The sequence below is a fragment of the Comamonas testosteroni ATCC 11996 genome (genome assembly GCF_000241525.1).
GTDB classification, from domain to species: domain Bacteria; phylum Pseudomonadota; class Gammaproteobacteria; order Burkholderiales; family Burkholderiaceae_C; genus Comamonas; species Comamonas testosteroni.
This window is the reverse complement of sequence record NZ_AHIL01000002.1, coordinates 15,094-27,749: the sequence shown is the minus strand read 5'-3', so window position 1 is coordinate 27,749 and position 12,656 is coordinate 15,094. Positions and strand designations below refer to the sequence as shown.

At 64.9% G+C, this 12,656-nt stretch carries 12 protein-coding genes; 8 read left to right on the top strand and 4 right to left on the bottom strand.

The features are described 5' to 3' along the window. The first annotated feature begins 97 nt into the window (after positions 1-97). From CTATCC11996_RS00145 to CTATCC11996_RS00115, 7 genes are all read left to right on the top strand, one after another. On the top strand, positions 98-1,294 hold the full coding sequence (locus CTATCC11996_RS00145; protein WP_003071732.1) for a CaiB/BaiF CoA transferase family protein: 1,197 nt from the start codon (positions 98-100) through the stop codon (positions 1,292-1,294). 34 nt (positions 1,295-1,328) lie between these two features. Then, positions 1,329-2,693: an MmgE/PrpD family protein gene (locus CTATCC11996_RS00140; protein WP_003071731.1), complete on the top strand. Its 1,365-nt coding sequence runs from the start codon at positions 1,329-1,331 to the stop codon at positions 2,691-2,693. A gap of 91 nt (positions 2,694-2,784) precedes the next feature. Continuing rightward, a complete protein-coding gene (locus CTATCC11996_RS00135) occupies positions 2,785-3,783 on the top strand; it encodes a tripartite tricarboxylate transporter substrate-binding protein (RefSeq protein WP_003071730.1) in 999 nt (332 codons plus the stop codon). A 22-nt stretch (positions 3,784-3,805) separates the two neighbouring features. Further along, positions 3,806-4,678, top strand: a complete 873-nt coding sequence (locus CTATCC11996_RS00130) for an HpcH/HpaI aldolase/citrate lyase family protein (RefSeq protein ID WP_003071729.1) — start codon at positions 3,806-3,808, stop codon at positions 4,676-4,678. 71 nt (positions 4,679-4,749) lie between these two features. After that, entirely contained in the window at positions 4,750-5,607 is an 858-nt protein-coding gene (locus CTATCC11996_RS00125; protein ID WP_003071728.1) for an SDR family NAD(P)-dependent oxidoreductase, read from the top strand. 82 nt (positions 5,608-5,689) lie between these two features. Next, the gene (locus CTATCC11996_RS00120; RefSeq protein WP_003071727.1) at positions 5,690-6,118 is read left to right on the top strand and encodes a DUF4878 domain-containing protein; all 429 of its coding nucleotides are present in this window, start codon (positions 5,690-5,692) and stop codon (positions 6,116-6,118) included. Continuing rightward, positions 6,118-6,705: a YiiX/YebB-like N1pC/P60 family cysteine hydrolase gene (locus CTATCC11996_RS00115; protein WP_003071726.1), complete on the top strand. Its 588-nt coding sequence runs from the start codon at positions 6,118-6,120 to the stop codon at positions 6,703-6,705. Before CTATCC11996_RS00120 ends, CTATCC11996_RS00115 begins: the two co-directional genes overlap by 1 nt. Positions 6,706-6,715: 10 nt before the next feature. Here the strand turns inward: CTATCC11996_RS00115 and CTATCC11996_RS00110 are convergent, their stop codons facing one another. The 4 genes from CTATCC11996_RS00110 to CTATCC11996_RS00095 all read right to left on the bottom strand — a co-directional run bounded on the left by CTATCC11996_RS00110 (position 6,716) and on the right by CTATCC11996_RS00095 (position 11,462). Next, on the bottom strand, positions 6,716-7,486 hold the full coding sequence (locus tag CTATCC11996_RS00110; RefSeq protein WP_003071725.1) for an ABC transporter ATP-binding protein: 771 nt from the start codon (positions 7,484-7,486) through the stop codon (positions 6,716-6,718). Then, the gene (locus CTATCC11996_RS00105; RefSeq protein ID WP_003071724.1) at positions 7,483-8,244 is read right to left on the bottom strand and encodes an ABC transporter ATP-binding protein; all 762 of its coding nucleotides are present in this window, start codon (positions 8,242-8,244) and stop codon (positions 7,483-7,485) included. Before CTATCC11996_RS00105 ends, CTATCC11996_RS00110 begins: the two co-directional genes overlap by 4 nt. Continuing rightward, positions 8,241-10,166 (bottom strand): ABC transporter permease, encoded by a 1,926-nt coding sequence (locus tag CTATCC11996_RS00100; RefSeq protein ID WP_003071723.1) that lies wholly within the window; start codon positions 10,164-10,166, stop codon positions 8,241-8,243. Before CTATCC11996_RS00100 ends, CTATCC11996_RS00105 begins: the two co-directional genes overlap by 4 nt. Positions 10,167-10,259: 93 nt before the next feature. Continuing rightward, on the bottom strand, positions 10,260-11,462 hold the full coding sequence (locus tag CTATCC11996_RS00095) for an ABC transporter substrate-binding protein (RefSeq protein WP_003071722.1): 1,203 nt from the start codon (positions 11,460-11,462) through the stop codon (positions 10,260-10,262). A 398-nt stretch (positions 11,463-11,860) separates the two neighbouring features. Here CTATCC11996_RS00095 and CTATCC11996_RS00090 point away from each other — a divergent pair, with 398 nt between their 5' ends. After that, positions 11,861-12,634: a ferredoxin--NADP reductase gene (locus tag CTATCC11996_RS00090; protein ID WP_003059561.1), complete on the top strand. Its 774-nt coding sequence runs from the start codon at positions 11,861-11,863 to the stop codon at positions 12,632-12,634. The last annotated feature ends 22 nt before the right edge of the window (positions 12,635-12,656 follow it).

The following is a 12,656-nucleotide window of genomic DNA, read 5'->3' as shown; positions in this document are numbered from 1 at the left end:
GCGGCGGGGCCGCCAAGGCCCCTGCTTGCTGTCCCTGGCTTTGAGCGCGCCAGTTGTTCGGTTCGTGAGTTTCGCCAAAGTGCAATGGATTTCCAAGATGAAAAAGCATAGTCTTCGACCCCTCGACGGCATCACCGTCGTCTCGCTGGAACATGCGGTGGCCGCGCCTTTCTGCACCCGCCAGCTCGCTGATCTAGGCGCGCGCGTGATCAAGGTGGAGCGTCCGGGAAGCGGCGATTTCGCGCGCGGCTACGACCAGCGCGTCAACGGCCATTCCTCGCACTTCACCTGGATCAACCGCAGCAAGCAAAGCCTGGCGCTCGATCTCAAGCGGCCCGATGCGCTGGAGGCGCTGATGCAACTGCTCGAAGGCGCCGACGTGCTGGTGCAGAACCTGGCGCCCGGCGCTGCTGCACGCATGGGGCTGTCCTGGGAGGTGCTGAAGGCTCGTAACCCCAAGCTCATCGTCTGCGACATCAGCGGCTACGGCGCAGACGGCCCCTACCGCGACAAGAAGGCCTATGACCTGCTGATCCAGAGCGAGGCGGGGTTTCTCTCGGTCACGGGCACGGAGCAGGAGCCGTCCAAGGCCGGCATCTCGGTGGCCGATATCGCGGCCGGGATGTACGCCTATACGAATATTCTCTCGGCCCTGCTGCTGCGCGGGCGTACGGGCGAGGGCAGCCATATCGATGTCTCCATGCTGGAGGCACTGGGCGAATGGATGGGCTATCCCATGTACTACGCCTGGGACGGCGCGCCGCCGCCGCCGCGCACGGGTGCCTCGCATGCCAGCATCTATCCCTATGGCCCCTTCGAGGCAGGTGATGGCGGCACGGTGATGCTGGGCCTGCAGAACGAGCGCGAATGGAAGCTCTTTTGCGAGCAGGTGCTGCTGCAGCCTGCTCTGGCCGGCGATGCGCGCTTCGACAGCAACGCGCGACGCAACGCCAACCGTGAGGAGCTGCGAGCGCTGATCCTGGATGTATTCAACGCGCTGGATGCTGCCCAGGTGGTGCAGCGGCTGGACGCGGCCGGCATTGCCAATGCGCGAGTCAACGACATGGCCGGCCTGTGGGCCCATCAGCAGCTGGCCGCGCGTCAGCGCTGGTGCAGCGTGGACAGTCCGGGCGGTCCCGTGCAGGCCTTGCTGCCGCCCGGCGTCAACAGTGCCTTTGACTACCGCATGGAGGCGGTGCCCTCCGTAGGCGAGCACAGCGAGGCCATCCTGGCCGAGCTGGGCTGGTCGGTCGAGCGCATCCGTGCCCTTTACGCCGAAGAAGCGACTCTGTGAGAACTGTGCGCACCGTATGCGCGGGAGTGATTCCATGAAAAACGACACCCAAGTGAGCATTCATCCGCTGGCCCGGTTCGCGGCCACGCTGTGCTGGGAGGACATTCCGCAGGAGGTGCAGCGCCGCGCCGAAGATCTTTGGGTGGACTGGTTCGGTTCGGTGATGGCGGGCCAGGGCGCGCGCCCCGTGCAGAGCATTACGCGCTTCGCGCTGTCCCAGGGGCCGGCGCAGGGGCCTTGCGAGATTCTGGGCAGTGCCGTCACCACCTCGCCCATGATGGCGGCCCAGGCCAATGCCGCGGCCTCGCATGTGGCCGAGCAGGACGATGTGCACAACGGCTCGGTGTTCCATCCCGCCGCTGTGGTCTTCCCGCCCGCGCTGGCCGTGGCCCAGAGCATCGGCGCCAGCGGCACCGAGCTCATGGCCGCCTGCGTGGCCGGCTACGAGGTCGGCATCCGCGTGGGCGAGTTTCTGGGCCGCAGCCACTACCGCATCTTCCACACCACGGCCACTGCCGGCACGCTGGCAGCGGCTGCCGCCGTGGGCCGCCTGCTCAAGCTGACGCCCGAGCAGATGCAGCATGCCTTCGGCTCGGCCGGCACGCAGTCGGCCGGGCTGTGGGAGTTTCTGCGCACAGGCGCCGACAGCAAGCAGCTGCACACGGCGCATGCCGCCTCGGTGGGGCTGACGGCCGCCTTCCTGGCGCAGGACGGTTTCACGGGCGCGCAGGACATCTTCACGGGGCCGCAGGGACTGGCTGCAGGCATGTCAACGGATGCCGATCCAACGCGTCTCACGGATGGTCTGGGCATGCGTTGGGCCACTGCCGAGACCTCGTTCAAATGGCATGCCTCCTGCCGCCACACCCACCCGGCGGCTGACGCGTTGCTGCAGGTCATGCAGGACCATGGCCTGACCCCCGCAGATCTGGCACAGGTCACCTGCCATGTGCACCAGGGCGCCATCGATGTACTGGGCCCCGTGGTCAGTCCGAGCACCGTGCACCAGAGCAAGTTCTCCATGGGAACCGTGCTGGCGCTGGCTGCGCGCTACGGCCATGCCGGCCTCGACGAATTCGACAGCGAATACCTGGCCGCCACCACGGTGGCCCTGCGCGAGAAGGTCTCGATGGTTCTGGATGCCGAGGTCGATGCCGCCTACCCGCGCCGCTGGATCGGCAAGGTCACCGTGCTCACCACCGATGGCCGCACGCTGCACGGCCGCGTGGAAGAGCCCAAGGGTGACCCCGGCAACACGTTGTCGCGCGAGGAGATCACGGCCAAGGCGCTGCGGCTGATCGCCTATGGCAGGGTGTTGCAGGACGCACCGGCAAAGGCGGCCGTACAGCGGCTGTGGCAGGTCGCGCAATGGCCGCGCGTGCAGCGCCTGCTGGACTGAGTTTTCCCGCCGGCCCCGGCCGGCGGATCCACGGGAAAGGCGCCGTCCCAGAGCGCCTCCCGCTTCCACCAAAGTGCACAGGAGACAAACCATGCAAAGCACAAGCCCTTTCCGCCGCCGCCTTGCTCACGCAGCGGCTGCCGCCTGCGCACTGGCGGCATGCGCCGGCGCCCAAGCCAGTTCCTGGCCGGAGAAGCCGGTTGTCCTTGTCGTTCCCTACAGTGCGGGCGGACCTACCGACGTGGTGGCGCGCCTGCTGGCCATTCCCATGGGGCAGGTGCTAGGCCAGAGCGTGCTGGTGGAAAACACCGTGGGAGCGGGCGGCACCATCGCACCGGCCCGCGTAGCCAAGGCCAAGGCGGACGGCTACACCATCCTCATCCACCACATGGGCATGGCCACGGCACCCGCGCTGTACAAGAAGCTGCCCTATGACCCGCTCAAGGACTTCGAGTACATCGGCCAGGTGCTGGACGTGCCCATGACCCTGCTGTCGCGCAAGGACTTCCCGGCCGGCAACTTCGCCGAGCTGCTGGACTACGTGAGGAAGAACCAGGACAAGGTCTCGCTGGCCAATGCCGGCATCGGCGCCGTCTCCCAGCTGTGCGGCATGCTGTTCATGCACCAGGCGGGCGTCAAGCTCACCACCGTACCCTACAAGGGTGCAGGCCCTGCCATGAACGATCTCATGGGCGGCCAGGTGGACCTGCTGTGTGACCAGACCACCCAGACCGTGCCCGTGATCAAGGACGGCCAGCGCGCCAAGGTCTTCGGCGTGACCACGCCCAAGCGTCTGTCGTCCCTGCCCAGCATTCCGACGCTGGACGAGCAGGGCCTGAAGGGCTTTGACGTCAAGGTCTGGCACGGCATGTACGCGCCCAAGGGCACGCCAAGGGAGGTGGTCATGGCCATCAACAAGGCGCTGAACGTGGCCATCAAGGACGAGAACGTCAAAAAGCGCATCGCCGAACTCAGCTCCGACCTGGTCACTCCCGACAAGGCCACGCCGGAAGGCCTGCGCACCCACCTGCAGGCCGAGGTAGCGCGCTGGGACAAGGTCATCAAGGCCGCAGGCGTCTCGGCCGAATAAGCACTCCCGCAAGGACATACGCATGCACGATCTGGCGCGACAGGCCACTTCCTTTCTCTTCGTCCCCGCCACGCGGCCCGAGCGCCTGGGCAAGGCCATGGGCAGCGGTGCCGACATGGTGATCGCCGACTGGGAGGACGCCGTGGCACCGGCCGACAAGGAGGGCGCGCGCCAGATGCTGGCCCAGGCCGTGGAAGCGCTGGAAGGCCCGGCCCGTGCCCGCCTGCTGGTGCGCATCAACGCCGAAGGCACGCCCTGGCATGCGGATGACCTGCGCGCGCTGGCGCAGTTGGTGGAGCAGGGCGTGGCCGGTGCCATGGTCTCCAAGGCCGAGCGTGCCCAGACCCTGCATGCGGTGGCCAAGGCTGCGGGCGCACGGGCAGCCGTGCTGCCCCTCATCGAAAGCGTGGCCGGCCTGGACGCGGCCGACGCCCTGGCCGCCGCGCCCCAGGTGGTGCGCCTGGCCTTCGGCCACCTGGACTTCCAGGTCGATGCGGGCATGGCCTGCGAGCAGGGCGAGGAAGAACTCCTGCCCATGCGCATGGCCCTGGTCCTGGCCTCGCGCCGCGCCGGCATCGGCGCGGCCGTGGACGGCGTGACAGTAGACACACGCAACCCCGAGCGGCTGGCCCAGGACGCGGCACGCGCGCGGCGCATGGGCTTTGGCGGCAAGCTGTGCATTCACCCGGCCCAGGTGCAGCCGCTGCACGCTGTCTTCGACCCCGACCCCGCTGCAGTGACCCAGGCGCAGCGCCTGTGCCAGGCACTGGCCGAGGCTGGCGGCGGTGTCTGCGTTCTGGACGGCCGCATGGTGGATGCGCCCGTGCTCCATCTGGCGCAGCAGACACTGGCCCGCCACGCCTGGGCCCTGCAGCGCATGCATCGCAAGACATAGTCTTATCGGACGTTGCCGGGCGCCGTGGTTTGCTCCAGATTCATGCTGCTTCAAGACACAAAGGAAAGAGCATGAACCAGGCTTTGGTATGTGTGGTGACGGGGGGCAGCCGTGGCGTGGGCCGGGGAGTGGCGCTGGCGCTGGGCGCATCGGGGGCCACCGTCTATGTCACCGGGCGCAGCGTGAAGGAGGGCGACTCGCCCTTGCCCGGCACGGTGGGCAGGACGGCCGCCGATGTGACGGCTGCCGGTGGCAACGGCATTGCCGTGGCATGTGATCATGGCGATGATGTCCAGGTGGCGGCGCTCTTCGAGCGCGTACGCCGCGAGCATGGCCGGCTCGACATTCTGGTCAACTGTGCAATTGCGATTCCCGATCCGCTGACCGTGCCTGGCCCGTTCTGGCAAAAGTCGCTGGAGATGACCGGGCTGCTCGATGTGGGGCTGCGCTCCACCTACGTGGCCAGCCATTGCGCGGCGGGGCTGCTGATCGCGGCTCGCGGCCTGGTGGTCAATATCTCGTCGGCAGGCAGCCGCTGCTATATGCATGGGCCGGCCTATGGCGCGGGCAAAGCCGGCTCGGACAAGATGAGCTTCGACATGGCCCACGATTTCAGGCCTGCCGGCGTAAGCGTGGTTTCGCTCTGGCCTGGACTGGTCAGGACCGAACGCTCCCAACGCGTCTGCGCGGCCGAACCCGACAAGTACGGCGACAGTTTCGACAGCGCCGAAACGCCGCAATTCATTGGCCGGGTGGTGCTGGCCTTGCATGGCGATGCCGACTGCCTGGAAAAGCGCTCCGGCGGCGTGTTCTACACGGCCGAACTGGCCAGCCAGTACGGCGTGCAGGACATCGATGGCGCGCAGCCGCCGTCTCCGCGCGCCTATTTCGGCGCACCACCGGAGTTCAGTCCGGTGGTGGTCGAATAAGCCGGTGCACTGACTGCAGGCAAGGGCAGGGCCGTTGTGGCGACTACACTGCGGCCTTCCTTGTTTTTGCTGTACCCGGTCCGTGTCTGCTTCTGTCTCCCTTTCCCGCCGCTGCTGTCTGTATCTTTCCTTCTCGCTGCCTCTGGCTCTGGGGCTGTCGGCCTGTGCCACGACTACCCCTGAACAAAGTCAGGATGCGCTGATCCAGCGCTTTTACGCGCTGATGGCGGCTGGCGATTTCGACGCCTGCATTGCCCTGATCTCGGCACGCAATATTTCCAGGAAGCAGCTGGCGAGTTTTGAGCACAAGCTGCGCCGCATGCTGGCAGGCGCCAAGGGAATGATCGACTCCAAGGGCGGCCTGGCCAAGGTGGAAGTGGTGGAAAGAACAGTTTCCGAGGAAGAGCAGGTCATCAAGCTCAGGGTGCTGGTCAGCTATCGCGATGGCAGCACCCGCCGCGAGCGCATCAATCTGGTCCAGGAAGAAGGTGTCTGGAAAGTGCTGCTGTGATGCCTCTGTGGCTGGCAACGGCCGCTGTGATCGCGGTGTCGGCCTGCTCTGTGGACCTGGCTTTTGCAATGCCGCCATTGCCGCCGCAGGCTGCGCCCGGCGATCTGATCTTTCGTCGTGGGACGGAGAACGTCAGCCACCTGGTGCAAGCCGTGGACCATGGTGACTTCAGCCATGTGGGCATGCTGGTGGGGCGGCCCGGTCAGTGGCAGGTGTTGCATGCCACGCCGTCCGAGCGCCCGGGTCAGGCGGATGCAGTGGTGCTGGATTCGCTGGACTTTTTTCTGGACGCTCAGCGCGCTCAGGCCTATCGCCTGTATCAGGTCGCTTCCGACCCCGGCACACGTGAGCGGGCCGTGGCCTGGGCCATGGCCCAGCAGGGCCAGCCGTTTCAGCTGCTGGGCTCGGGCAAGGGCATCTATTGCACCACGCTGGTCTGGCAGGCCTGGCTGCAAAGTGGAGCGGATCTCGAGGTGGTATTTACCGAGGTGGAACTGCCGATTCTGGGCGGCCGTTATCTGCTGCCGAGCAGCCTGTTGCGCTCCAGCCGGCTGCGCGCGCTGACGCCCTTGCTGCCGACGCGCTGAACCTCGGCTTTCAAACGCCCAGATATTGCTGGCGTGCCGCCTTGTCGCCCGCCAGCTCGGCCATGCTGGCCGCGTGCACGATCTGACCTTTTTCCAGCACATAGGCCCGGTCGGCCACGACCTCGGCAAACGGCAGGTTCTGCTCGCTGAGCAAGATGCCAATGCCCTGTGCCTTCAGCTCCAGAATCGTGCGCGCCATCTGCTCGACGATCAGCGGAGCAACCCCCTCGGAGGGCTCGTCCAGCAGCACCAGACAGGGCTGGCCCATCAGCGTGCGGGCCACGCTCAGCATCTGCTGCTCGCCACCGCTCATGCGCCCGCCAAGGCGCTCGGGCATCTCGCCCAGGTTGGGGAAAAGCGCAAACAGCTTTTCGGGTGTCCAGTGCGGCACGGCCTGGCCGTCGGGCCAGCGGCGTGGCTTTTGCTTGCCGACCTCAAGGTTTTCCAGCACTGTCAGTTCGGTAAAGATGCGGCGGTCCTCGGGCACATAGCCCAGGCCGCGCTGTGCGATCTGGTGCGAGGCCTTTTTCTCCAGCGCCTCGCCCATGAAGCGGATACTGCCCTCGCGGCGCGGCACCAGGGCGGCAATGCTTTTGAGCGTGGTGGACTTGCCTGCGCCATTGCGCCCCATCAGTGCCACGACCTCGCCGCGCCCCACGTTCAGCGATACCTCATGCAGGATATGGGCCGCGCCATACCAGGCGTTGAGGTTCTGGACTTCAAGCAATTTGGGGCTCTTGCCCTTATCCATCAAGTGCTGGTTGCTATGCATTTGATTCATTGCTGTTTTTCAAGAACAAGGCCGGTACCGAGGTAGGCCTGCTGCACGCGCGCGTCGTCGCGAATGGCTTGCGGCGTACCTTCGGCCAGCAACTGGCCGCGCACCAGCACGGCCACACGGTCCGCCTGACCGAAAACCACATCCATGCTGTGCTCGGTAAACAGCACGCCCATGCGGCGTTGCTGCGCAATCCGGCGCGTCAGCTGCATCAGAGCCACACGCTCACCCGGGGCCATGCCGGCCGTGGGTTCGTCCATGAGCAGCAATTGCGGGTCATGGGCCAGCGCCATGGCCAGCTCCACTCGTTTCACATCGCCATAGGCCAGAGCGCTGCAGGGGCGATCGGCCTGAGCGGCCATGCCCACCTGCTCCAGCAGGGCCAGTGCGTCGGCACGGCGGTGGCTGGCGGCACGCGGCCACCAGCTGAAGATCCTGCAATCGGCCGACAGCAGAGCCATCTGCACGTTTTCCGCCACGCTGAGCGAGGCAAAAGTCTGTGCAATCTGAAAGGTGCGTCCCACACCCTTGCGCCAGATGGCGCGTGGCGGCAGGCCCGTGATGGGCTGGCCGTTCAGCAGCACCTGGCCGCTATCGGGCGCTAACTGGCCGCCGACCATGTTGAAGGTAGTGCTCTTGCCCGCGCCGTTGGGGCCGATCAGGGCCAGCAGCTCGCCCGCCTGCAGGTCGAATGAAACCTGTTGCACGGCTTTCACGCCGCCAAAGGCCTTGCTGAGGTTCTGTACTTGCAGCAGGTTCATGTCCTGGCTCCTGCTTTGTCCTTGCCGCATACCTTGCCACATGTGCGCGACCACAGCAGTTGCGCATAGCCTGCAATGCCCTGCGGTGCCAGCAGCACCAGAATCAGCATGGTCGCCCCCATCAGCGCGCGCCAGTATTCGGTGTTGCGCGCCACGGTGTCGTGCAGCCAGGTAAAGGCTGCTGCGCCCACCATGGGGCCGGCCAGCGTCTGCACGCCGCCCAGCAGCACCATGACCAGTGCATCCACCGATTTGGTGACCGACATGGCGTCGGGTGCCACGCCGCCCTTGCTGAAGGCAAACAGCGCTCCGGCCAGACCGGCAAACAGCCCGGCGATCACGAACGCCGTCCACTGAATGCGGCGCACGTCGATGCCGATCGCATCGGCCCGCAGAGCCGAGTCGCGCGATGCGCGCAGCGCGTAGCCCAGCGGCGAAAACAGCAGGCGGCGCAGCAGATAGATGCCTAGTGCGCAGATGCCCAGAGCCAGCCAGTAGAACGCCGGACCCTGTGATGCCCATTCGGGGGGCCATACGCCAGTCAGGCCGTTGCTGCCGCCCGTGAAGTCATCCCACTGAAAGACGATGGCCCAGCTGATCTGCGCAAACGCCAGCGTCAGCATGGTCAGGTAGACGCCTGACAGCCGCACGCAGAACCAGCCATAGAGCAGGGCGCCCGCAGCGGCGGCCAGGGGGCCGAGCAGCAGTGCGGCTTCCATGGGCAGATTCAGCGTACGCACCAGCAGTGCCGCACCGTAGGCACCGAGGCCAAAGTAGGCCGCATGACCGAAGGAGTGCATGCCGCCGGGCCCGAGTATGAAGTGCAGACTGCTCGCGAACAGTGCGGCGACAAAGATGTCGGCCAGCAGCACGGTGGCGTAGCTGCCGCCTTCGGCGCTGCTGGCCATCAGCGGCAGCAGCACCAGAAGGGTCAGCAGGCACAGCCAGGCGGCCGATGCGCCACGGCCTGTGCGGTGCAGAGGTTGCTCGGGCTCGCCAGCGCTGCGTGCCAGCGCCTGTGGCTTGCCCAACAGGCCCCAGGGTCGCCAGATCAGCACCACGGCCATGACCAGGAACTCCACCACCAGCGTGAGCTTGGAGAACGACAGCTCAAGACCCGCGATCTCCTGCACGCCCAGCCAGACGCAGACGGCCTTGAGCTCCGCCACCAGCAACGCGGCAATGAAGGCCCCCGGTATGCTGCCCATGCCGCCGACCACGACCACCACAAACGCGGCGCCAATGGTGAGCATGTCCATCTCCAGACTGGCGGGCTCACGCGGCAGCTGCAGCGCGCCGCCAAGGCCTGCCAGCAGCGTGCCCAGTGCGAAGACGGCGGTGAACAGCCAGGCCTGGTTGACGCCCAGGGCACCCACCATTTCGCGGTCCTGTGTGGCGGCACGCACCAGGGTGCCAAAGCGGGTCCTGGTCAACAAAAGCGTCAGACCCAGGAGCACGCAGGGACCGACCGCTATCAGGAAAATATCGTAAGTGGGGAACTGGCGGCCCAGAATCTCCACCGAGCCTTCAAGCCCTGCGGCACGCGGGCCGAACAGTTCCTCGGGGCCCCACAGCCACAGCGCCGCATCCTTGATGACCAGCACCAGCGCAAACGTGGCCAGCAGTTGGAACAGCTCGGGCGCCTTGTAGATGCGGCGCAGAAGCAGTGTCTCGGTCAGCGCCCCCAGTGCGCCGCAGGCCAGCGGAGCCAGCAGCAGCGCGGGCCAGAAACCAATATGGGGCGAGAGCAGGTCCACGCTGCTGTAGGCGATGAAGGCGCCCAGCATGTAGAACGAGCCATGGGCGAAGTTGATGGTGCGGGTGACACCGAAGATCAGCGACAGCCCGACCGAAACCAGAAACAGCGACGATGCGCTGGCCAGTCCGTTGAGCAACTGGGCCAGCAGGCCGGATGCACTCATGCTGCTTAGCTCCTGAAGCTCGACATAGTGTGGGTGAATAAGAAAAGCCACCTGCGTGAATGCAGGTGGCCCGACATTTTCGCCGAAGCGAAATCAGTTCGCTGTCGCGGGGCGCAGCTTCTTCACTTCCTCGTCGGTGGGCTGGTAGTTTTTGCCGTCGGCATAGTGGTAGTTGACCAGTACGCCGCGTCCCAGCTTCGCGTCATAGGCGGTCTTGCCGATATAGGCTCCCATCGTGGACTGGTTGTCCTGTGTCCGGTAGGTGATGGGGCCGAAGGGCGTGGCGACTTCCAGGCCCTTGAAGGCCGCAATCAGTTTCTCGGTGTCGGGGTCGCCCTTGGTCTTGCGCAGGCCCGCAGCAATCGACTGGATGGCGTTGTAGCCCACGATGGTGCCCAGGCGCGGGTAGTCCTTGAACCTGGCCTGATAGGCCTTGAGGAAGGCTGCGTGTTCGGGGGTGTTGATGGAATACCAGGGATAGCCGGTCACGGTCCAGCCGATAGGCGCTTCTTTCTTGAGCGGGTCCAGGTATTCGGGCTCTGCGGTCAGCAGCCCTACGACTTCACGGCCCTTGAACAGGCCGCGTGTATTGCCTTCGCGCACGAACTTGCCGAGGTCGGTGGCGAACAGCACGTTGAAGATGGCATCGGGCTTGGCGTCAGCTAGTGCCTGCACCACGGAGCCGGCGTCGATCTTGCCCAGTGCAGGTGCCTGCTCGGCCACAAACTCGATATCGGGCTGCTTGGCCTTCATCAGTGTCTTGAAGGTGGCAACGGCGGACTGGCCGTATTCATAGTTGGGGTAGACGATGGCCCAGCGCTTCTTCTTGAGCTTGAGCGCCTCCTCCACCAGCATGGCGGTCTGCATATAGGTGGAGCCGCGTAGACGGTAGGTGTAATGATTGCCGTCGGCCCAGACGATCTTGTCGGTCAGCGGCTCGGAGGCGAGGAAGAAGCGCTTTTTCTGCTTGGCGTAATCGGTCAGTGCCAGGCCCACGTGCGAGAGAAAGCTGCCCGTGAGCACATCGATTTTTTCGCGCGTGTAGAGCTCCTCGGCGGCACGCACGGCATCGCCCGGCGTGGCGTTGTCGTCGCGCACGATGAGCTGCAGCTTCTTGCCGGCAATGCCGCCTGCGGCATTGACCTGCTCCACCGCCAGTTCCATGCCCTTCTTGTAGGGCTCCAGAAACGCGGGTTGAGCCTTGTAGCTGTTGATTTCGCCAATCTTGATCACGCCCTGTGCCCAGGCGGGCAGGGCGGCCAGTGTCAGCAGGGGCAGGGACCAGCGCAGCTGCATCGTCATTCTCCTTGGTGCTAGGTGGGCGACCATGGCCTGAAGCGCAGGGTCGTCGCAATCATTAATGCTCAATTTGAGCATTTATATAGACAAATAAAGCGCTTGTTCCAAGCGCGTGAGGGCTGATCCTAGAGCAGCGTTTTCCCTGAGTCAAGAAGGGTGAGCCAGTTTTTCGGCGTTCGGGCGGTATCTGAGCGCTTCATTCTGCTTATCACTATTCGATCTCAAGACATTGATGGGTGATTCCCCCGTTTCTGTGCAATTGCCGGACAATATAGGTCTTGTCCCGCTTGGCAACCGGCAGCCAACGCGCTAGCAGCCCTGACCTGCAGTGCCCCGCCACCGCCCAGCATTTGCCGCGCAGGTTTTCTGCTTAGAGTTTTTATTTCAGACGAATCATGAGTGCTTTTCTCGAAGAACGCGTGCTGTCCGTCCACCACTGGACCGACCGTCTTTTCTCCTTCACCACCACCCGCGACACATCGCTGCGCTTTTCCAACGGCCACTTCACCATGATCGGCCTGAAGGTGGATGGCAAGAACCTGCTGCGCGCCTACTCCATCGCCAGCCCCAACTATGAGGAGCATCTGGAGTTCCTGTCCATCAAGGTGCCCGAGGGCCCTTTGACTTCCAAGCTGCAGAACATCCAGGTGGGTGACACCATCATCGTGGGCAAGAAGCCCACAGGCACGCTGTTGATCGACTATCTGCTGCCCGGCAAGAATCTGTATCTGATCGGCACTGGCACCGGCCTGGCTCCCTGGCTGGCCGTGGCGCGCGACCCCGAGACCTATGAGCGTTTCGACAACGTGGTCGTGGTGCATGGCGTGCGTCAAGTGCAGGAGCTGGCCTATCAGGAGTTGTTCGAGAAGGAACTGCCCGAGCATGAATTCCTCGGCGATATCGTCAAGGGCAAGCTGCATTACTACCCCACGGTGACACGCGAGCCCTTCCGCAATCAGGGCCGTATCTCGGCCCAGATCAACAACGGCACTTTCCCGCAAAACCTGGGTCTGCCCGATCTGAATCCCGAGACCGATCGCGTCATGCTGTGCGGCAGCCCCGCCATGCTGTCTGAACTCAAGGAACTGCTGGAAAAGCGTGGTTTCAAGGAAGGCAACACCACCACGCCAGGTGACTTCGTCATCGAACGCGCATTTGTGGAAAAGTAATTCCACCTTGCCCAGAGAAAAA